Genomic DNA, 22,001 nt, shown 5'->3' on the forward strand with positions numbered 1-22,001 from the left:
TAAATCACCGCCTTGATCAACCCGATCAACACATCCACCACACCCGTGTACCGCAGCATGTTGTGCCACGCATACGCCGCATCAATCCCCAGCAAACCCACCCCCACAACGTAACCCGCCCCGATCCCCACCGTGATCGCCTCCGCCGTCAACAGCGGCAGCGCTATGTGCGCCGCCAGAAGCCGCGGCACCACCAGATAGTCCACCGGATGCGTGGCCAGCGTCCGCAACGCGTCAATCTGCTCGGTCACCCGCATCGTCCCCAGCTCGGCTGCAATCGCCGCCCCCACCCGCCCCGCCACCATCAACCCGGTCAACACCGGACCCAATTCACTGCACATCGACACGCTCACCACCGCCAGCGTCGCCGTGTCCATCCGCACCTTGTGGAACTGGAAGAAGGTCTGGGCGGCCAGCACCATGCCCGTAAACGCCCCGGTGATCAGGACCACCGACTGCGATTTGACCCCCATGAAGTGAATCTGAACCAGGACATCCCGGGCTTGAGCCCGCCCGCGCAGCAACGAACCAAATGCCTCCCGGGCCAGCAGGGTCAACCGACCCAGCCCGCACAGCCAGTCCGTCCACCATGCACAACCCCGGCGCATGCCGGCCTTCTAACACATGCCGCCCGCCTTCAAAAGCAAAAGACACCGGACACCTCCGCCGGTATCCGGTGCCTCCGCTTCCTCCAGATCCACCGCTTCAGCCGGACAACGCGCCCGCCGCCGGAGCGTTCTGCTTGAACACCAGCCGGTCGCCCTCCACCGTCACCTGCACGGGCTCGCCTTCGTGGATCGTGCCCCGCAGGATCTCCTCGGCCAGCGGATCCTCCAGGTACCGCTCCACCGCACGACGCATCGGACGCGCGCCATACTGCGGATCGTATCCCTTCTGCACCAGGAACTCCTTGGCCGCGGTGTCCAGCTCCAGCCGGATGTTCCGCTGCTGCAGCCGGTTCAGCACCTTCGCAATCTCCAGATCCAAAATCGCAATCAGATCCTGCTTGTTCAGCGGCCGGAACACGATCACGTCGTCCAGCCGGTTCAAAAACTCCGGCCGGAACACCCGCTTCGCCTCCTCCAGGATCCGCTCCCGGATCCGTTCGTAGGTCATCTCCTCGCTGGTCGGACCAAACCCGATCGTTCCCTGACGCCGGATCACCTCCGACCCCACGTTGGAGGTCATCAGAATGATGGTGTTCCGGAAGTTCACCACCCGGCCCACGTTGTCCGTCAGTTTCCCCTCCTCGAGGATCTGCAACAGCATGTTCCAAACGTCCGGGTGGGCCTTCTCAATCTCGTCAAACAACACCACCGAGTACGGTTTGCGCCGCACCTGCTCGGTCAGCTGACCGCCCTCCTCGTAACCCACATAACCCGGCGGCGAACCGATCAGACGCGACACGTTGAACTTCTCCATGTACTCGCTCATGTCGAGCTGGATCAGCGACTTGCTGTCGCCGAACAACTGCTCGGCCAGCGTCTTGGCCAGCAGCGTCTTGCCCACCCCCGTGGGCCCCAGCAGCAGGAACGAGCCGATGGGCCGGCGCGGATCCTTCAAATCGGCCCGGGACCGCCGCAACGCCTTGCAAATGGCCGTCACGGCCTCGTGCTGACCCACGATGACCTTCTCCATCTCGGCCTCCGTGGCCAGCAACCGCTGCATCTCGCCCTGCGCCATGCGCTGCAGCGGGATGCCCGTCCACTTCGAAACCACCTCCAGGATGTCCTCCTCGTCCACCCGGACGCGCTTCTCCTCCCGCGTCATCCGCCATTCGCGCAACAGGGCCTCCAGCTTTTCCTTGGCCTGCTTCTCCTTGTCGCGCATGGCGGCCGCGCCCTCGAAATCCTGGTTCTTGATGGCCTGTTCCTTGGCCGCCTTGATCTCCTCGATCTTGGCCTCCAGCGCCTTGATCTCCGGCGGCCGGATCATCGTGCTGATCCGGGCCCGCGAACCGGCCTCGTCCATCAGGTCAATGGCCTTGTCCGGCAGGTACCGGTCCGTAATGTACCGCACCGAATACCGCACGGCCGCCTCCAACGCCTTGTCGGTGTACTCGACCTTGTGATGTTCCTCGTACTTCGGCCGCAGCCCCTTGAGAATGAGGATCGTCTCCTCCGGCGTGGGTTCCTCCACCCGCACCGCCTGGAAACGACGCTCCAGCGCCGCGTCCTTCTCAATGTACTTCCGATACTCGTTCAGCGTCGTGGCCCCGATGCACTGCAGCTCGCCCCGGCTCAACGCCGGCTTGATGATGTTGGAGGCGTCCATCGTGCCCTCGGCCGATCCGGCCCCCACGATGGTGTGCAGCTCGTCAATGAACAGGATCACGTTCCGCGAGCGCCGGATCTCATCCATCACCGCCTTGATCCGCTCCTCAAACTGCCCGCGGTACTTGGTGCCGGCCACCATCAACGCAAGATCCAGGGTGATCAGCCGCTTGTCGCGCAGAATCTCCGGCACGTTGCCGGCCGCAATCTCCTGCGCCAGGCCCTCCACAATGGCCGTCTTGCCCACGCCGGCCTCACCCAGCAGCACGGGGTTGTTCTTGGTGCGCCGGCACAAAATCTGGATCACCCGCTCGATCTCGTTGCGCCGACCGATCACCGGATCCAGCTCGCCGCGTCGCGCAATCTCTGTCAGATCCCGGCCAAACGCCTTCAACGCCGGCGTCTTGACCTCCGCCTTCCGACCCGGCGCAGGCTTCTCCATCGGCTCGCCACCGGATTCGTCCTGCTGCGAGGCAAAGTTCGGATCCAGCTCGCGCAGGATCTCCTGCCGGGTCTGCTCCAGATCAATGTCAAAACTCTTCAATACCTTGGCCGCGACGCCATCCCCCTCCCGCAACAACCCCAACAGAATGTGCTCCGTCCCCACGTAACTGTGGTTGAGCGCCTTGGCCTCCTTCTGCGCCAGAGCCAGAACCTTCTTGACCCGCGGCGTGAACGGAATATTGCCCATCATCTTCTGGTCCGGACCGGTCCCCACCAGCTTCTCGACCTCCATCCGGACCGTCTCCAAATCAAGGCCCATGCGCTGCAGGACGTTCACCGCAACGCCCTGACCCAGCTTCAGCAGACCGAGGAGCAAATGCTCCGTGCCCACAAAATTGTGGTTGAAACGGTCAGCTTCCTTCCGCGCCAGCGCCAGCACCTGCTGCGCACGCGGCGTGAAGTTGCTCATGGACTCTTCGTTCATAGCCATGCTCAAATTGCGCCATGCATCCCGCTTTGTCCAGTGCGGCGCCCCGGATTCGCTGGCTTGGCGCAGGCTTGCTCACCGCACCGCCTAGTTCTTCGGACATTCACCGCAAGAACTGAAGCGGTTCGTGGCGTCCCGGGCCCCGACCGGCCTCCTCGCACCTGCAATTTGCGGAACCCGGCCCGGTCGTTCGCCCCCCGTCCAAAACCCCCACAGCCCGGGATACCGGTTCGGCCCCGCAGCCAAGCCGCGCTCCCGCGGCTCGCGCCACACCGGGCAGACGGTTGCAGGGCCTGATACGACCGTCGCTGCCAAGATGCATGGTTTGCAGCCTTCCTTCAAGTCCCATCAGTACCGGGTGACCACCGGATTCTTCCCGGGGCTCCATGGTGGAGAGCCCATGGCACCGCACCCGTGTCGCAACATCGGTAAAAGCGTGGGTCCGATGGCCACCACGCCGGCTCGTGCTCATCCGTTCCCCGGCTCATGCCCGGCTGCCGGGCGCACCACGCCAAACCTCTCAGGCAATCACTCGAACCACCCATCCCGGCCGCCCGCGACATGACCAGAATTGGGCATTGGCGCACACCGGGCTCCACGGCAATCTGTTCCCGTCAAAACGCGGGCGGTGCACCCTGCACAGGGACCGGCCCGACCAACGAACAAGCTGAAACCAGCTGCACTCCCGGAAAATGAACGCTGGCCCATCCAAATCGGCCACCACCGCGGCGTCTGCCCGGCACCTCCCGGCTTTCGCCTGCGTCACCGCCCTTCTCACGCTCATCCTTGCACACCCTTTGTCCGCCTCGGATGCCCGGGTCTGGCCTCCCATGACCCGCCAAACCCGGCCCTGGACCTACTGGTGGTGGATGGGCAGCGCCGTGGACAAAACCAACCTGGTCCGCGAACTGACACGATACCGCCAGGCCGGCCTCGGCGGCGTCCACATCATCCCCATTTACGGCGCCAGGGGCTGGGAGGACCGTTACATCCCCTACCTCAGCCCCGCATGGCTGGAGATGCTGGATTTCACGGTCCGCCAGGCCGAACAACTCGACCTCGGCGTGGACATGACCACCGGCACGGGATGGTGTTTCGGCGGACCCAAGGTTGCACCGGACGAAGCCAACGCACTCCTCCAAACCCGATCCTACACGGTCCAAACCGGTCAAAAACCCGACCTCGACATCGCACCCGGTCAACTCCAGGCCCTCATGGCTTTCGGACCGGACCAGCAACGCGTGGATCTCCTGCCCCGTCTTGCAGCCGATGGCTCCCTGAACTGGACCGCCCCGGCAGGTCCATGGCTCGTCATCGCCGTCTGGCAGCGCTTCTCCGGACAAAACGTCAAACGCGCCGCCCCCGGCGGCGAAGGGCCCATGCTCAACCTCTTCGAGCCCCGCGCCATGACCAACTTCCTCCGCTGGTTCGACGACGCCTTCGCACACTACACCGGCGCCCGACCCCGCGCCCAATACCACGACTCCTACGAGTACCGATGCGACTGGGCCCCGTCGCTCCTGGCCGAATTCGAAAAACGCCGCGGCTACCGGCTCCAGGATCACCTCGACGCCTTCGTCCGCGGCGAACCACCCGACCGCGCCGCGCGCGTCAAGTCCGATTACCGTGAAACCATCTCCGACCTCATGGTCGAGGTCACGCTGCCCCTTTGGACCGCCTGGGCCCATCGCCATGGCTGGATCACCCGCAACGAAGCCCACGGGTCACCCGGTAACTGGATTGATCTTTACGCCGCCGCCGACATCCCCGAAACGGAAATGTTCCACCGCGACCGCAATCGCCTCCTCTCCAAATTCGCCTCTTCGGCCGCGCACCTCACCGGCCGACCCCTCGTCAGCAGCGAAACCGGCACCTGGCTGGCCGAACATTTCACCGAAACCCTCGGCCAAATGAAAGAATTGCTCGATGACCTGTTCCTCAGCGGGGTCAACCACGTCTTGTACCACGGCACCTGCTATTCCCCGGACGAAGCGCCATGGCCGGGCTGGCTCTTCTACGCCAGCTTCCAAATGAACCCGCGCAACCCCATCTGGCGCGACGTCCCCGCCCTCAACCTCTACGCCACCCGTTGCCAGGCCGTCCTCCAAACCGGCCGGCCCGATCAGGACCTCCTGCTCTACTGGCCCATCCACGACCTGTGGCATGATCCCTCCGGAACCGTCCGCAATCTCACCATCCACGCCCGCGACTGGTTCGAAACCCAACCCATCGGCCAAACCGCCGAGGAATTGTGGGACCGCGGTTACGCCTTCGACTACGTCTCCGATCGCTTCCTGCAACAGGCCGTGGCGGACCACGGAGAGGTCCGTCTGCCGGGCGGCTGCTGGCGCGCCATCGTCATCCCGCCCTGCCAGCGCATGCCCCTGCCCACACTCCGCAAACTCATCGAACTGGCCGAAGCCGGTGTCCCTGTCATCTTCGCAGGGCCGCTCCCCACCGACGTCCCCGGCCTGGCCAATCTCGAGGCCCGTCAAGCCCAGCTCCGGGAGCTACTCGCCCGCGCCCGAACCCTGGCCAGCCGCGAGGATCCCAGACTGTTCATCGGCCGACTTCACCCGCCCCTGCTGGCCGCCGGAATCCCGCGGGAGTCCATGGTTGAAGACGGGGGTCTCCTGTACATCCGCCGCGCCCTCACCAACGGCCACTACTACTTCATCGCCAACCGATCTTCCCACGAAGCCTTCGAAGGCTGGATCACCCTCGCACGGCCCGCCCGCGCCGTACGCCTCCTGGAGCCCATGACCGGCCAACACGGCGCGCCCCCGCAAAAGCCCGCCGGCCCCAATCACGTCGCCGTCTACCTCAGGCTCTGGCCCGGCCAATCCCTCATTCTCCAAACCACGCAAACCTCGTTCGATGACCCACCCTGGATCTGGTGGACCGCTTCCGGTCCCACCTTCCCCCTCCAGGGCCCATGGCAGGTCGAGTTCATCGAAGGCGGACCCACCCTGCCCGCCGGCTTCCAAACCCGCTCCCTCGGTTCCTGGACCGAGGGCGGCGACCCGGATCGCGAACGCTTCGCCGGCACCGCCCGATACACCCTCCGATTTGACCTGCCGGCGTGGAACGCAACCCAATGGCGACTCGACCTCGGCCGCATCGCCCAAAGCGCCCGCGTCCGCGTCAACGGCCACGACCTCGGCACCCTGCTCCAACCGCCCTGGCAGCTCACCCTCCGAGACCTCCAACCCACCAACAACCTCCTCGAAGTCGAAGTCACCAGCGTCGCCGCCAATCGGATCCGCGACCTCGACCGCCGCGGTGTGCCGTGGAAAAACTTCCACGACATCAACTTCGTCAACATCAACTACCGCCCCTTTAATGCGGCCGACTGGCCCATCCGCGAATGCGGCCTCCTGGGACCGGTCACACTCACACCCGTCGAGCCCATCCAGTTGAACCCATGAACCGATCACATCCGTCCTTCGGTACCGCCGCAGGGATCGCCTTCGCCGGCCTCGCACTGCTCGGTGCCGCCCGCGCCGGCACCGTCACCACCGACCCGACCGCGCCCGTGGATCCCGCCGTCCTCCAGCGCATCTACGAGGAGGTCAAAACCCCCTACAAGTATGGGATCGTCCTCCGACCACCGCCCGGACTCAAGGTGGATTGTCCGAACGTCTTCCGCTTCGGCGGCCGCTGGTACATGGTCTACGTCCAATTCGAAAACGATCCCCAGGGCTACACCACCCAGCTCGCCGTCAGCGACGATCTCCTCCACTGGCAGCCGCTCGGCACCATCTTGGAACGCGGACCCGCCGGCAGCTGGGACGCCGCCAACGCCGCGGGCGGACTCGCCCTTGTCGACCCCGACTGGAACGGCAGCCATGCCCTCCTCTCCTACGAGGGCTTTTACTGGATGACCTACCTCGGCGGCCCCAACCCCGGTTACGAAGCCCCGCCGCTGATGATCGGACTGGCCCGAACCCGGCACCCCGACCGGCCCGTCCCCTGGACCAAACACCCCGATCCCATCCTCAAACCGGATGACCCCGACAGCCGCCCCTTCGAATCCGGTGTGCTCTTCAAAAGTCACATCCTCCGCGACGATTCACTCGGCCTGGGCGCGCCCTTTGTCATGTTCTACAACGCCCGCCCGCCCCGCGGGGACGAAACCATCGGCATCGCCGTCTCCGATGACCTCCGCACCTGGCGCCGCCACGGCACCAACCCGGTCATCGCCGCCCCCCGCCCTCCCCACCTCAAACACGGCGTTATCTGCGGTGACCCCCAGATCGTCCGCATCCACGGTCATTGGGTCATGTTCTACTTCGGCGCCTTCTGGAAACCCGGTGCCTTCGACACCTTCGCCGTCTCCCGGGACCTCCAACACTGGACCCCGTGGACCGGACCCGACCTCGTCGCACCCTCGGAACCCTGGGATCGCGAGTTCGCCCACAAACCCTGGGTCCTCAAACACAACGGCGTCGTCTACCACTTCTACTGCGCCGTGGGCGACCAGGGCCGCGTCATTGCCCTGGCAACCTCCCGCGATCTCCGCGCCCAACCGCCACCGCCACCGGCCCCGCCCCTCCCCACGCTCTGGCTCATCGGCGATTCCACCGTCCAAACCACCACCCCGGGCCAGATGGGATGGGGAACCCAACTGCCACGGTTCTTCAACACCAACGTCGTCCGCATCATCAACCGCGCCCGCGGCGGCCGCAGCAGCCGCACCTTCATCACCGAGGGTCTCTGGGACCAGGTCCGGGCTGAACTTCGCCCGGGCGACTTCGTCCTCCTGCAGTTCGGGCACAACGACGGCGGACCCCTCGACGAAGGCCGCGCCCGCGCCAGTCTCCATGGCACCGGCGAGGAAACCGTCTCCATCACCAACCGCACCACCGGCATGAAAGAAACCGTCCACACCTACGGCCATTACCTGCGTCGCTACATCCGTGACACCCTCGATCACGGTGCCACCCCCATCGTCCTCTCGCCCGTGCCCCGCAATCGCTGGGAAAACGGTCGCGTCCTCCGCAACCGCCAAGACTACGGCGGCTGGGCCGCCACCGTGGCGGCCGAGCTCAACGTCCCCTTCATCGACCTCAACGACCTCGTGGCCCGACATTACGAATCCCTCGGAGCCAACGTCGTTTCCAATCGCTACTTCCGCGAAGGGGACCACACCCACACCACGCCCGAGGGCGCCCTGGCCACCGCCCGCATCCTCGCCACGGCTCTCGCCCAACTCACCAACTCGCCCGTCCCGGGATGGATCCGCATCCCCTCCAGCAACGAGTAAATCATTTCCGAAATCCGTTCACCCAATCGACCCATGAAAACCATCCGGAACATGGCCAAAATCCTCCAACAACCCGGGCCGACCGGTGTCATCATCGGCCTCTTCGTCACCCTCGCCCTGCCCGTGGCCGCACAAACCACGATCCCGCTCGAACCCGGACCGCCCCCGGGCCCGCGTCCCGAGCCGCCGCCCGACCAGCCCCTGGCCACCATCCAGCTCCATTCGCCGCACCTCCGCCCCGTCCACAACCAGCGTACCCTTACGTTGGATCGCCTGTTTTACGTCACAGCTCGAGGCCGTGTGTACCTGCCGCCCGACCTCAGCCTCTCGGCCCGCGCAGGTGAGACCAACCACGTCGAACGCACATGGAAAGCCCCTGACGACCTCACCATCCGGGTCCGCCTCGAAACCGAAGGTCCCCATTTCCGGCTCCATCTCGAGGCCGAACCCGGGGACGAGGTCCTGGGCTGGGGACTCAGCCTCGATGCCGCGCCGGAGGAATACTTCACCGGCCTGATGGAACGCGTGGTGGACGGCCCCCAACAAGCCTCCTGGGCCCCCGGCATCCAGGCCGCCATGAACCTCCGCGGCCAAACCGTCGAAATGATCCTCAAACCCACCACCTCCGTCTACGCACCATTCTACCTCTCCTCGCGCGGTTACGCCCTGCTCGTCCGGTCCGAGTGGCCCGGCTTCTACGATTTCTGCGTCTCCGACACCAACCGCGTCCACGTCGGATTTGAAGGACCGGCTCTGAACCTGCGCATCTACACCGCACCCGCTCCCGCCGACCTCGTCAAAGCCCACGCCCTCGAAACCGGCCCGCCCGTGCTGCCGCCCCGCTGGATGTTCCGGCCCTGGCGCTGGCGCGACGAGCACCGTCACCGCGACACCTACTACGACGGCACCCCCGTCACCGGCCCCTTCAACTCCGAAATGATGGAGGACATCCTCATGATGCGCGCCTTCGGCATCCCCTGCGGGGTCTACTGGATTGACCGCCCTTGGGGACCGGGCCGGCTCGGCTACGACGACTTCGAAATCGATCCCAAACGACTCCCCAACTTCGCCGAGTCCATCCTCTGGCTCAACGAACAGGACATCCGGATGGTCCTCTGGATCGGCCCCTTCTACCAGGGTCACATGGCCACCAACGCCCTCAAACGTGGATGGAACCTCCCCGGCCAGCCTCCCTGGCGCAATAACTGGCCCCTCGTGGATTTCACTCACCCCGCCGCCCGCGCCTATTGGCAGGAAGGCGTCGCCAAACTCCTCCGGCTTGGCGTTGCCGGCTTCAAACTCGATCGCGCCGAGGAGGACATCCCCGAAACCGGTCCCTGGCGCGTCCACGACGGCCGCTCCATCCGACAAAACCGCAACATCTACCCCGTACTCTACCTTCAGGCCGCTTATGAAGTCGCACGTAAATACCGGGGCGACGATTTCGTCCTCATGCCCCGCGCCGCCTACACCGGCAGCACCCGCTACGGCGTCTTCTGGGGAGGCGACATCGGCGGCACCCAGGAGGGGCTCCGCGCCTCCATCATCGCCGCCCAGCGGTCCGCTGTCATGGGCTATCCTTTTTGGGGATCCGACACCTGCGGCTACAACCAACAACTCCTCGAACAGGAGGTCTGCGCCCGCTGGCTCGCCTTCAGCTGTTTCACCCCCATCTTCGAAGTCGGCCCCACCCGCAACGTCGGGTTCTGGAACCTGCCCAGACCCCCCGAATACGACGAGATCCTCATCGCCGCATGGCGCCTCTACGCCCGCCTCCACGACCGCCTCGCCGATTACGGCTGGGCCGCCGCACTCGAAGCCCATCACACCGGCATGCCCATCGTCCGGCCCCTTTTCCTGCTCGACCCCGACGCCCCCGCCGCATGGTCCAACTGGTGGACCTACGCCTACGGACCCGACCTCGTTGTCTCGCCCGTCTGGCAAAAGGGCCAACGCCAACAAGAAGTCTACCTCCCGGCCGGCCATCGCTGGCGCGACGCATGGAACCCCGATCACACCTATGACGGCGGCCAAACCGTCACCGTCCCCGCCGACCTCCACCAAATCCCCATCTTCATCCGCGAAGGTTCCACCCTGGACCTCGGCGACCTCAACCGCGAATGGGCTGACGCCCTCCGCATCGCCCGACAACGACCCGACCTGCGCACCCTCGACGCCGAGGTCCGGCTCTGGTTCGAATCACGCAAGGCTTCCGCCTCACAATCCCCCCGCTAAACTCCAGGCCCATGAAAACACCCCGGATCCCAACCCTGGGCACACTGACCCTGCTCGCCTGGGTCTCCTGTATCCATCCCATCCCTGCAACCGGCGCCCCGGGCCCGCAACCCGCTCCCAAACCCCTCTACCGCGACCCCGTCCACGACGGCGCCGCCGATCCCGTCGTCATTTGGAACCCGCACCGGCAACGCTGGTGGATGTTCTACACCAACCGCCGCGCCAACGCCACCAACGCCCCCGGTGTCTCCTGGGTCCACGGCACACGCATCGGTATTGCCGAATCCCCCGACCGCGGCCGCACCTGGCTCCACCTCGGCACCGCCGACATCGATCTGCCCCCGGAATTCGGTGAAGACCAGGTCACTCACTGGGCACCCGAGGTCATCACCGACCCCGACGGTCTCCACCACATGTTCCTCACCGTCGTGCCGGGCATTTTCACCGACTGGAACCACCCGCGCGACATCGTCCACCTCACCAGCACCAACCTCCGGCATTGGCGCTTCCTTCAAAAACTCCGGCTCGCCTCCGACCGCGTCATCGACGCCTGCATCCTTCGCCTCCCCGACGGCACATGGCGCCTCTGGTACAACAACGAGCGCGACCGCAAATCCATCTACTACGCCGACAGCCCCGACCTCCGTTCCTGGACCGATCGCGGCAAAACGGTCGGCGACCAACCCGGTGAAGGACCCAAGGTCTTCTTCTGGCAGAACCATTACTGGATGATCACCGACGTCTGGCGCGGCCTGGCCGTCTACAAATCCACCAACGCACTGCACTGGACCCGCCAACCCCACGACCTGTTGGCCGAGCCCGGTCAGGGCCCCGACGACGGCGTCGTCGGCCAGCACCCCGACGTCGTCGTCTCCGGCAACCGCGCCTTCCTCTTCTACTTCACCCACCCGGGCCGCCGCGGCCCGGACGCCCAGAAGGACGGCTACGAGCAACGTCGCTCCTCCATCCAGGTGGTCGAACTCGCCTACACCAACGGCTGGCTCCATTGCGACCGCGACGCCCCCACCTTCATCGAACTGCTTCCACCCGCCGCACCCGGCGCGGGCCCGGCCCCTTTCCCGGTCCACCTCCACATCAACGCCGCTCAGCCCGGTCCCCCATGGCCGCCCGTCTGGCGCTTCTTCGGCTGTGACGAACCCAACTATGCCTACATGCCCAACGGCCAAAAACTCATGCGCCAACTCGGCGCATTGCGACCCGACCAGGTCTTCTTCCGCACCCACAACCTGCTGAATTCCGGCGACGGCACACCCGCACTCAAGTGGGGGTCCACCGGCGTCTACCGCGAGGACGAACAGGGCCGCCCCATCTACGACTGGACCATCCTCGACCGCATCTTCGACACCTACCGCGCCTGCCGCGTCCGACCCTACGTCGAGATCGGTTTCATGCCCCGCGACCTCTCCACCCGCCCCGACCCCTACCAGCACAACTGGCACCCCGGCGCCCCCTACGAAGCCATCTACACCGGCTGGGCCCACCCGCCCAGGGACTATGGAAAATGGGCCGACCTCGTGTACGCCTGGGTCCAACATTGCATCGAACGTTACGGCCGGGCCGAGGTCGAACAGTGGTACTGGCAGGTCTGGAACGAACCCAACATCGGTTACTGGCAGGGTACCCGCGACGAGTTCCTCCGGCTCCACGATTTCGCCATCCACGCCGTGCGCCGCGCCCTGCCCACCGCACGCGTCGGCGGACCCGATGTGGCCGGCAGCGGCGGCCGCTTCATGGAAGCCTTCCTCGTACACTGCCTCCGCGGCACCAACCACGCCACCGGCCGGCGCGGTACCCCGCTCGATTTCGTCTCCTTCCACGCCAAGGGCGCGCCCGTTTTCACCAACGGACACGTCCGCATGGGCCTCCACGTCCACCTCCGCACCATCCGCGACGGTTTCCGCCTCCTGAACCGTTTCCCCGAACTGCGGGACACGCCGGTGATCCTCGGTGAATCCGACCCCGAAGGCTGTGCCGCCTGCCAGGGCCCCCAGCTCGGCTACCGCAACGGCACCCTCTACGCCAGCTACACCGCCGCCAGCTTCCCCCGCATCCTCGAGCTGGCCCGCCGCCACCAGATCCGACTCGAGGGAGTCCTCACCTGGGCCTTCACCTTTGAAAACCAACCGCCCTTCGCCGGATTCCGCCAACTGGCCACCGACGGGATTGATCTGCCCGTCCTCAACGTCTTCCGCATGTTCAGCCGCATGGACGGCGCCGAACTGCCCGTCACCAGCACTGCCGCAGCCCCGCTCGACGACATCCTCGAACACGGCGTCCGCAACGAACCCGACGTCGCCGCCGTCGCCACCCTCACCACCAACGCCCTCCACGTGCTCCTCTGGCATTATCACGATGACGATCTCCCGGGGCCCTCGGCCCACGTCCATCTCACCTTCCGCGACCTCCCCGAAGGCTGGCACCAGCTGCGCCTGACCCACCTCCGCATCGACCACGACCACAGCAACGCCTACACCGAGTGGCTTCGCATGGGTCAACCCAACCCCATCACCCCGGAACAACGCGCCCGACTCGAAGCCGCCTCCGCCCTCAGCGAATACGAACCGGCCCGCACCCTGCCCGTCCACCAACGCCAGATCTCGATCGACTTCATCCTCCCGCGCCAAGGGGTCTCGTTCCTGACCCTCTCGAACGACCACTCTTAACCCACCGACCGGACTCGAACGCACCCCCGTGTCCCAAGCCGCGCTGCCCTGCCCGGGCCATCCATCCGCCGCCCAGGTTCACGCCCGTCCCCCGGCCCCGCGAATCGGAACCTGCGCGCCTGTGTCCCATCATCGCAGCCGATCCCCGGGCTCCAGTCTCCACCTCCACAGTCCGGGCCGGCGGCCCCGCACCTCGAGACCCGTGCCCCCAACCACTCACACCCTTGCCCGGCCTCCCAACCCCGGCGATAATCCAACCCCGGCGAACGGCCACAAACGGCCGAACCCGCACACGATATCAGCCCGACAAAGCCCATGAGCTTCCGTTTCTGGCGCAGATTCCAACTGTTCCCCGGTGTCACGGTGAACCTCAGCAAATCCGGTCCCTCCGTCTCCTTCGGACCGCGCGGCGCAAAGCTCACCATTGGACCGCGAGGCACACGGGCCACCATCGGCCTGCCCGGCACCGGCCTCTTCTACACCACGAGCTTGACCCCGCCCAAAAGATCGGGCCACCGACCCGATCCGGCCCCGCCACCCAGCCCCACCCTGACACCGCAATTGGAAAAGGCCCTGTTGGAACAGCGACTCAACCTCGGACGCTTCAAGCGATGGATCACCCCGGACGACGAAGAAGCGTTCATCGACGGTTGCCGCGAGTTGACCCAAAACCGCCTCACGGAGGCCCTGAGCCACTTCGAAAAGGCCGGCCACCTGCCTGACTGCGCCTTCCTCGCCGGCATCCTGGCGCTCAAACTCGGGCAGTTCAACCGCGCCGCCTCATGGCTCCAATGGGCCGCGAAAAAGGCCGACTCTCTGGGCCGCCTCTTCACCAAATACGGCCTGACCCTCGACATCCAGCTTCCCATCACCGACACCCTCTCAGCCTGCATCGGCCCCAACCTGCGAGGTGTCCTCCTGGCCCTGGTCGAGTCGTACCAGCAAACCGCGCAAGCTGACGCCGCCATGGCCTGCCTCGAAAAACTGCTGGCCCTGGAGCCCAACGACCCGGTCATCCGCGTCTCCCTGGCCGAGCTCTTGATGGAATCCCAACCCCTCACCCCCAGGCAGGCCCGTCGCGTCGTCGAACTCACGGGCCCACCCGACAACGCCACACCGGTCCACACCGCACTGCTGCTCTACAAAGCCCGCGCCCTGCGCCACCTCGGCCTGTTGGAAGCAGCCCGGGAAGTCCTCAACCTCGCCCTCCGCCGTAAACAGGACCGGCCCGAGCCCCTCCTGCACGCCCTGCGCTACGAACGTGCCCTGGTCTACGAAGCCATGGGCGAAACCAAACGGGCTCAAAACGAGCTGGAACGTCTCTACGCCGAAGCACCCGACTACGCGGACGTCGCAGCCCGCCTCGGGCTTCGCCCTCCCGGATCATGAACCCCGATCACACAACATAAACCCCCACCCACCTCCTCGCCGCGGCCCGTGCACGCGCCCGCGGATGCCTCATGGCCAACTCATTGGAGACGCCCGGGTATCTTCGGTGTTTTCAACCAGACCCGGTTCCCGGGCACTTGGGCCCGTGCCGGCGCCGCCATGAACCAGCCGTAGCCCCGGCCCCGGGGCAGTATCCGCAGGAACGGTATTCCCGCCGGCGCCCGTTCAACTCTTCGGCACACCCTCCGCTGCGCCCCGCTCCGAGGTGGCCACCTCCGGGGAGGTCCCCGCAGCCCGCTGCGGTGCCGGGTTCAGTTGAAGCCGGCGACGAAACTCCGTCGGTGTCAGCCCCGTGTACTTGCGGAAGAAGTGGCTGAAGTAAAACTCGCTCGAGAAATTCAATTGCGCCGCCACGTCCTTGATGGAAAGCCGCGGATCCGCCAACAGAAGCCGCGCCTGATCCAGTCGCACCCGCTGGATGTTCTGGTGAATCGTCCCCTGCCCGCACTTGCGAAACAGCGCACGCAAACCCGAATAGCTCACCCGCGCCACCGCAGCCAGTTCCCGCGCCTTCCAATCCTTCAGAGGATTCGCCGCCAGCGCGTTCAGCACACGCACCACCGGAGCCGGCAATTCCGTCTCCGGTGAGACCAGCAACCCCCGCGACATCAACAGTTGCCCCAGCAGCTCGTTGATTTGCATGTGCGCCTGCCACTCCCAACCCAGCGGCCGTCGCCGCGCCAATCGCCACAGGTTCTGGTACACCGAACGCACCCGCTGAACGTCGTCCAGCTCGAACTCCGGTTCCGCCGAGGAGTTCAGTGTCTCATGCCAGAACTCCAGACCCGGCCCGCCAAACCGCACCCCCGTGATGGTCAGATGACCCCCCGGCTGCGGGATGTACGTCCGCGGCCGGCTCATGTCCAGCAACCAGACCTTCCGGCCCCGTTCCAACGGACGGCGTTGATCCATGTACTCCACCCAGCCGGAACCCGATTGGACCCAGAACAGGTGCGCCCCGGGCTTCTCGTAGGGTTCATGATGATCCGGCTGCTCAATCCGACGGGAGCCGATCGAGTACATGTGCCACAACAACCGGCGCGCCACCCGCGAAGGCTCGGCAAAGGTCAAATTGCTGGTCTGATCCCGACGCAGCGGCATACGCGTCTTCTACCAAACAACGCTCAACCCTGTCCATCCTGCGCCGCCACCAATCCACTTCCGGCCCGTCCGCCGTCCCCGCCCGTCCCGGCCCGTCCTACAGACAAACCACCCACCCGGAAACGCCTGCCGGAGTCCATCCCGCGACCCACCCTGAAAGCCCCGCCGCACGCACGGGACCAAACCTCGTTGCCCCGGGCAACCCTCGGACATTGCACCGCCCACTCACTCCCTCTTCTTGAACAACTCACCCAAACCGCGCGTCACCTTCCCCGCAGCCTCCACCGCCTGCTTCCCCACCGAGCCCGCCGCCTCGGCCGCCTCCCGGCCCAACGAGGTCGCCGCCTGCTGGGCCGCCCCGGCCGTACTCTCCACCACCGCCGCCAACACCTTCTGCGCCAGCTCCGCCCCGGTGATCCCCTCCGGCCCCGCACCCAGGTTTTCCAATTCGATGTCCGGCACCCGCACCGGCACCGTCCCGCCCAGAGCCGTGGCGCCCACGCGCACACGGGCACCCTTCAACACAAAACGGTCCACCTGCAGCTTCCGTTCCCCGCTCGATTTGGACTCGGTCCCCGATCGGCCGCCGCCCCCGCCCATCGCCGCCTCCACATTCGCCAGGATCTTCTTCAGGTTGTTCCCGCCCGGTCCCAACTCCAACGTGATCTCGGGCGATTCCACCTCCACCAGGCGCACATGCAGTTTCTCTCCCAAAAACGACAACGGGGCCACCTCCACCCGGGCCCGTTCCACCCGGATTGCGTGCGGCGTTTTGTACCCCTCCGGATTCCCCACCCACAGCCCGGTCACTTCACCCCGGCCGGACCATGGCGAAAGCGCCACGCCGTGCACCTCCACGCTCACCCCGGCCACCCGCGGGCCCCACGTCTCCACCGCCGATTTCACAAGGCGTCCCATGAACAACACAACCGTCAAAGTCGCCGCGATCACCACCACCGCAACCCCCCCAACCCAAACCATCCATTTCTTTTTCATGCTGCCCTTCCTCTACGTGGAAACCACCCCCAGCATGACCCGGACCCGACCCGCGGGCAAATCAGAACCGGCTCCCTCACGACCCGAACCCGCTCCCCGCCGCATTGCAAGACCCGCACGGTTCGGGTTGCCCACGCACGAAAGCCGATGCCCCCAATCCGGCTCTCAAACCACCCCGCGCGCGGGCAACCCATCCACCCCGTTCCTGCAATCGGGCCCGGCCCGCGGCGGGCCACGCCGGTCCGACAACCAGCAACGAAAAGAAGGGACCCCGGAAGGCATTACCCCTCCGGGGCCCGCACCGTGTGCAACGCAGACCGCGCCTTAACGACGGGCACTCACCCGATAAAACCGGCTCTGTGCATCCAGCGGAACGGTCAGGCTCACCGTCGTGCCAGCGCCGATCACCGGCTCACCCACAGCTTGCCAGGTCCCCCCAACCAACGAGTCGCTCGCTTCCAACTGATATTGCACGCCGGATTCACCGGGGAACTCGATCCGCAGCGAATCGCCCTGCCGGACTCCCGTCAAACGCACCGCTGCCGGCGGCATCTCCACGTTCATCCCCTCGCTGGTCAACACACCCGATCTCCAGAGGAAACTCCAGCCGGCCGCCCAGTTCCACTCGCCAAACGCACCGCGGTACCGCACCGGCTCGAAAAAGCCGTCATTCGGGGGCACCAGGCTGCTCGGACCCCAAGCCGGACTGCCCGGTCGGGGCCGCGGATCCAATCCGCCGTCTGCCACCCGGCTGATCCCGCGCAATTGCGGATCCAGGATGTAATTGGACCGGGAGGTGTCCTGGAAGAAGATGGCCGAGTAAAAACCATCATCAATACCATCCCAGATCGGACTTACCCTGAACCCATACCAGATGTTCTCCCGGATATCCATCAGGCCATTAGTGGCGTGCTGACCCGCCTTGTGGTCCGGAATGGTGATTGCCGGCCCACCAAAGTCTGTGATGATGCTGTTGTAAATCCGCGGCGCCGCATACACCCGGATCATGAACGCGCGATTGCCTGACGTGTTTGTCCCGGCGCCAATCCACGTCGCATTCCACACTTGAAAGTTGGAAACGGGCGGATTCCCCGCGTTCGCTTCGTTCGGCTCGCCGTTCAGCTCGGCGCCATTGTCCTTTTTGCCCGGCTCCTGAATGGCGAACCAGAACTGATGTTTCCCGTTGTGCCCCTGATCGGTGTCGAATGCGTCGTCATCATTGAACGCGCTGATCAGGTACCTGGTGTTCACTGTTCCGCCAAAGAACTCAAACCCGTCATCTGCCGCTGCAAACACCTCCACAAATTCCACCACGGTACCATCCCCCACCCCGCACAGACTCAGGCCGTTCAACTCCTTGTTCGGCAGAAACACCATCCCGGCCCGTCGGATCGAAACATACCGCAACACGCCGCTCGAATCGTGCGGGTCATTTCCCCCGAACCGGTGCACATATTGACCGCCAATCTGCAGGTCGGGCAGGCCCTCAAACACGTCATATTTCGGACTCGCCGAGTTGCCCGCCGTGTCAACGGCCGTGTTGATGGGTGCACGCCCCATCAACACCACACCGCCCCACAGACCGCGTTCATACAGGGGTAGCGACTCGGGATCGTCCACATCCTCCGCCTCCGCGGTGAAAATGATCGGCTTTTCACGCGTGCCCTCGGCAAAGATCTTGCCCCCGCGCGTCACAATGAGCGCCGCCGTGTCCGCATCCTGACCCGGCAATCCCTTGATCACCGTTCCCGGCTCAATGTGCAGTTCCGCACCCTCCATCACATAGACAAACCTGCTCAGGTGATACACGTTCGTGCTGTACCACCGGTGGATCCCGTAAAGCGGCCCGGACACCGTGATGTCCGCAGCCGGGACCGTCAGGCTCAGTCCGAGCCCGGCCCACGCCAACACTCGCAGTCCCTTACCAACACAACTCGTCTTCATAGGCTTTTGTCTCGCGTCCATCATTTTGGGTTTCCACTCGATCAATCTCGCGCCCATTCTGGGCGCACCGGATCACAAACCCGGGAAGGAACGGTGACGGTTGGGTGACAATCCGGCCCCGGCTCACCACTCGCAGGAGAGGCTCATCCCAAAAAGCCGGCCGCGATGATACCGGCTGTAAATCGCCTCCGAACCCTCGCCGTAGGTCCGCTCAATTGCGGGATCCAGCACATTTTTGGCCGTCAACCGAAGGCGCCAGTGCCGTCCCAGCCGCTGATCCAAAATCAGGTCCAGGGACGGCGCCGGGTTCTCGTAAACATCCGGCGTGGCCAGGCCCGCAATCACAATCCGCGGCCCGCTCACGTTGAACGCCGCCGTGAGGAGGGTCCCCGTGCGCGGAATCTCCCAGCTCACGTCGACGTTCACCACATACGGCGACTGATCATACAGCGGCCGCGTGTCGCTGGCGTCCCCGAGAAACTCGATCCGGTTCCGCACCTCCTCCTCGGTCAACCGGACACTCGACTCAATCCACGCCGCGTTCAAACCCAGCGATACATGCTGCAACGACGAATGCACAAAGCCCAGGGACCGCCGAAATTCCAGTTCCGCACCCCACACCTCCGCCGTCGGCCGGTTCACAAAGGAAACAATCTCACCGCCAATGTTGACATACTGTCGTTCAATCGCCCGGGCGAGGTCCTTGTAAAACAGGCTCACCGCGAGCACCTCGCCGGGTCCGGGGAACCATTCCCATCGCAGGTCGTAATTCTTCACATCGCTCATCTTCAAACGGGGATTGCCCTCCAGAATCTCGTCCGTCACGGGGTCATAGCTTCGGTACGCCGCCAGCTCGCGGAATGTGGGCCGTGCCACCGTCTCGCTGTAATGCAGTCGGATCTGCATGTTGCTCCGCATCTGCCAGGTCAGCCCGACCGCCGGCAGAAAGTCATCCCGGCCCAGCGACGCCGTGTTCTCCGGCAAACCCGTCGTGGCATTCGCCACGTAACTCACCGAATGCGCCTCCAGTTCCGTCCGTTCAAACCGCACGCCGCCGAGCCATCGGAACCTCTCGCCCACGGGCACCTCCACCATCCAATAGGCCGCCGGGATCTCCTGCCGGGCGTCGTACCGGCTCTCCCGCGTCTGAATGTACCGGTTCCAAGTGTACAGGATGCGACCATTGGCGTTGGTGACAGCGGTGTACCCGAGACTCCCCGGCGGCAAAAACGCATTGGCATCGCCCAGAAAGGGGTAGGCCGCCGACGGGCCAAATTGGCCCTCATAATAAATCTCCCGATCCGAAAACGTCCTCTCACTCCCCAACCACGCCCCACCCCATTTCAGCCGCCACTCCCGCCCGGCGCCGTCCGTCCAGGGCATGGTCACATCCCCCTTCACTTTTCGGTTCGTCTCTTCCAGGTCCCGGAAATATCGGGTCGGCTTGGACGGAGTCGGCAGAGACTGATGATCCGGTTCAAAAATGAAGCCGTCGGTTCGATAATGGAAAAACCGCGCATCGGGCTCCTCCTGCCGCGTCGTTGCCAGTGCCGCCAACCACTCCAGCCGCGAACCGTTCGTACCGGCAAACCGGTGGTCTCCATTCAGCTGAAAGGACTCCAGACTCCGCTCCGTCCAATGCAACCGGTGCATGACAAAGGTCATGCCGGGATCATCGGTGATCGTCCCCCGCTGGGTTCGCGCCACAAAGTCGCTGTTCTGGTTCCGGTAAAAGGTGAAATTGAACTCGTGACCCTGCACCGGACGCCAGGCCACGTTCGCCACCGCTGCCCATGTCACCTCCTCCACACCCTGCATGTCCTGAAACAACTTGCGGGGCATGATGGTTTGGTTCAGGCCCGGGGAATACCGGTTGTTTGGCCCCTCCCAAAGGGTAAACTTGCGCTGGTAGGTCAGCCCGCCAAACCAGCCCACCGCCTGTTCACTCAGAGGCACCGTGTCCCCAGCCGCCAGCGAAAATGAGTGATTCGGCGGAGCGCGCATCGGCGTGGGCGCAAACTCCGGAGATCCCATTAACCGCGTCAGCCGATTCAGCCTCTCTGCCTCGGCAATCCGGGTCGCATACGCCGGGTTCGAGGGCAAACCCGTGTTGGAGACCGGCCGCGGGATCGTCAGCCCGGGCACGTCCAACTCAGCGGGTAACGCCCGCGTCCCGTCATCCATCCCCAGCCAGTCAAGACTTCCGCCCGACCCGCTGAGAAAATCGTCCCGCAAACTGGCGCGCGTATTGAACTCCAATCCCGCCGAGCTCCGGAACAGGAATGATTCGGGAAAACTCCGCGTTCTCAACAACACACCGCCACCCGAAAAATCACCCGGTAAATCCGGCGTGAAACTCTTGGCCACCGTCACCGAGTCAATCAGCCCCGCAGGAAACATGTCCAGGGACGCCGATTTCCTGTACGGATCCGGTGACGGCACCTCCGCGCCATTCAACAACACCCCCACATAACGCTCGTTCAGGCCCCGCACCACCGGGTGTTTCCCGTCCGCCACCACCACTCCCGGCACCCGCTCCAGAATGTCGGCGGCGTCACTGGCCGCCAGGCGCCCGAATTGCTCCGCACTCACGGCATCCAGAATCGTCGCCGATTGCCGCCGCAGCTCCAGCAACTGCGCCGTCTGCTCGTTCATCTCCGGCGCCGTCACCACGTACTCCTCTCCCTCGTAAAACTCCGGCCGCAAATGCGCGTCCACCCGCGAAGTCTCGCCCTCCGCCACCAACACATCCGTCACCACCGTCCGTACAAACCCCGGCCGGCTCAACACCACCACGTGCCGACCCGCCGGTACCGACCCCAACCGAAAACGCCCCTCCGCGTCTGTGACCGTGGCCAGCGTCGTCCCGCGCACCGTCACCGTCACACCCGCCAAAGGAGCCCCGTCCCAGCCGGACACCACGCGCCCCTCAACCACACCCCCGGCTTCCGCTCCCCGGGCTGGCAGCCGACCAATCGCCCCCCAGCCGATCATCACCAGAAGAAATCCCCACAACACCAACTCCGCATGACCACCCGCAACCCAACCCCTCCTCCGCCCCGGTGCCAGCATCCAGAATCCTCCTCGCATTCCACCCGTTCCTCTCCAACCGCGGCCTTTCA

11 protein-coding genes are annotated in these 22,001 nt (G+C 65.1%); 5 read left to right on the forward strand and 6 right to left on the reverse strand.

Features of this window, described 5'->3' with window-relative positions; all coding sequences use genetic code 11:
• Both G4L39_RS10595 and G4L39_RS10600 read right to left on the reverse strand, forming a co-directional pair.
• Nucleotides 1-608, reverse strand: a 608-nt coding sequence (locus tag G4L39_RS10595; RefSeq protein ID WP_240893938.1) for an MlaE family ABC transporter permease, incomplete at its 3' end; no start/stop codon positions are given.
• A gap of 97 nt (nt 609-705) precedes the next feature.
• Entirely contained in the window at nt 706-3,201 is a 2,496-nt protein-coding gene (locus G4L39_RS10600; RefSeq protein ID WP_240893939.1) for an ATP-dependent Clp protease ATP-binding subunit, read from the reverse strand.
• An 833-nt stretch (nt 3,202-4,034) separates the two neighbouring features.
• Between G4L39_RS10600 and G4L39_RS10605 the strand changes: the two genes are divergently transcribed.
• The 5 genes from G4L39_RS10605 (at nt 4,035) to G4L39_RS10625 (ending at nt 14,778) form a co-directional block, all read left to right on the forward strand.
• On the forward strand, nt 4,035-6,632 hold the full coding sequence (locus G4L39_RS10605) for a glycosyl hydrolase (RefSeq protein WP_165108083.1): 2,598 nt from the start codon (nt 4,035-4,037) through the stop codon (nt 6,630-6,632).
• Nucleotides 6,629-8,470 carry a GDSL-type esterase/lipase family protein gene (locus G4L39_RS10610; protein WP_165108085.1) on the forward strand — a complete coding sequence of 614 codons (1,842 nt, stop codon included), beginning with the start codon at nt 6,629-6,631 and terminating at the stop codon, nt 8,468-8,470. The genes G4L39_RS10605 and G4L39_RS10610 overlap by 4 nt, the downstream gene beginning before the upstream one ends.
• 33 nt (nt 8,471-8,503) lie before the next feature.
• Entirely contained in the window at nt 8,504-10,705 is a 2,202-nt protein-coding gene (locus tag G4L39_RS10615) for a glycoside hydrolase family 31 protein (protein ID WP_165108087.1), read from the forward strand.
• 11 nt (nt 10,706-10,716) lie between these two features.
• On the forward strand, nt 10,717-13,389 hold the full coding sequence (locus G4L39_RS14705; RefSeq protein WP_205880949.1) for a GH39 family glycosyl hydrolase: 2,673 nt from the start codon (nt 10,717-10,719) through the stop codon (nt 13,387-13,389).
• A 315-nt stretch (nt 13,390-13,704) separates the two neighbouring features.
• The gene (locus G4L39_RS10625) at nt 13,705-14,778 is read left to right on the forward strand and encodes a DUF4236 domain-containing protein (RefSeq protein ID WP_165108089.1); all 1,074 of its coding nucleotides are present in this window, start codon (nt 13,705-13,707) and stop codon (nt 14,776-14,778) included.
• 225 nt (nt 14,779-15,003) lie between these two features.
• On the opposite strand, the gene G4L39_RS10630 is transcribed toward G4L39_RS10625, so the two are convergent.
• The 4 genes from G4L39_RS10630 to G4L39_RS10645 all read right to left on the reverse strand — a co-directional run bounded on the left by G4L39_RS10630 (nt 15,004) and on the right by G4L39_RS10645 (nt 21,951).
• Nucleotides 15,004-15,939, reverse strand: a complete 936-nt coding sequence (locus tag G4L39_RS10630; protein WP_165108091.1) for a helix-turn-helix transcriptional regulator — start codon at nt 15,937-15,939, stop codon at nt 15,004-15,006.
• 225 nt (nt 15,940-16,164) lie between these two features.
• Nucleotides 16,165-16,935 (reverse strand): DUF748 domain-containing protein, encoded by a 771-nt coding sequence (locus tag G4L39_RS10635; RefSeq protein WP_165108093.1) that lies wholly within the window; start codon nt 16,933-16,935, stop codon nt 16,165-16,167.
• A 324-nt stretch (nt 16,936-17,259) separates the two neighbouring features.
• On the reverse strand, nt 17,260-18,879 hold the full coding sequence (locus G4L39_RS10640) for a T9SS C-terminal target domain-containing protein (RefSeq protein WP_165108095.1): 1,620 nt from the start codon (nt 18,877-18,879) through the stop codon (nt 17,260-17,262).
• Between the two features lie 123 nt (nt 18,880-19,002).
• Complete coding sequence (locus G4L39_RS10645; RefSeq protein ID WP_165108097.1) at nt 19,003-21,951, reverse strand: TonB-dependent receptor; 2,949 nt, start codon at nt 21,949-21,951, stop codon at nt 19,003-19,005.
• Between the last annotated feature and the right edge of the window lie 50 nt (nt 21,952-22,001).

Origin of the sequence: Limisphaera ngatamarikiensis (assembly GCF_011044775.1) — a bacterium.
GTDB classification, from domain to species: domain Bacteria; phylum Verrucomicrobiota; class Verrucomicrobiia; order Limisphaerales; family Limisphaeraceae; genus Limisphaera; species Limisphaera ngatamarikiensis.

Excerpts from the sequence above, each read along its gene's own strand:
- G4L39_RS10630 (WP_165108091.1), bottom strand. The coding sequence starts at position 15,939 with ATGCCGCTGCGTCGGGATCAGACCAGCAATTTGACCTTTGCCGAGCCT.
- G4L39_RS10610 (WP_165108085.1), top strand. The coding sequence starts at position 6,629 with ATGAACCGATCACATCCGTCCTTCGGTACCGCCGCAGGGATCGCCTTC.
- G4L39_RS10605 (WP_165108083.1), top strand. The coding sequence starts at position 4,035 with ATGACCCGCCAAACCCGGCCCTGGACCTACTGGTGGTGGATGGGCAGC.
- G4L39_RS10625 (WP_165108089.1), top strand. The coding sequence starts at position 13,705 with ATGAGCTTCCGTTTCTGGCGCAGATTCCAACTGTTCCCCGGTGTCACG.
- G4L39_RS10635 (WP_165108093.1), bottom strand. The coding sequence starts at position 16,935 with ATGAAAAAGAAATGGATGGTTTGGGTTGGGGGGGTTGCGGTGGTGGTG.
- G4L39_RS10600 (WP_240893939.1), bottom strand. The coding sequence starts at position 3,201 with ATGAACGAAGAGTCCATGAGCAACTTCACGCCGCGTGCGCAGCAGGTG.
- G4L39_RS10645 (WP_165108097.1), bottom strand. The coding sequence starts at position 21,951 with ATGCTGGCACCGGGGCGGAGGAGGGGTTGGGTTGCGGGTGGTCATGCG.
- G4L39_RS14705 (WP_205880949.1), top strand. The coding sequence starts at position 10,717 with ATGAAAACACCCCGGATCCCAACCCTGGGCACACTGACCCTGCTCGCC.
- G4L39_RS10615 (WP_165108087.1), top strand. The coding sequence starts at position 8,504 with ATGAAAACCATCCGGAACATGGCCAAAATCCTCCAACAACCCGGGCCG.
- G4L39_RS10640 (WP_165108095.1), bottom strand. The coding sequence starts at position 18,879 with ATGAAGACGAGTTGTGTTGGTAAGGGACTGCGAGTGTTGGCGTGGGCC.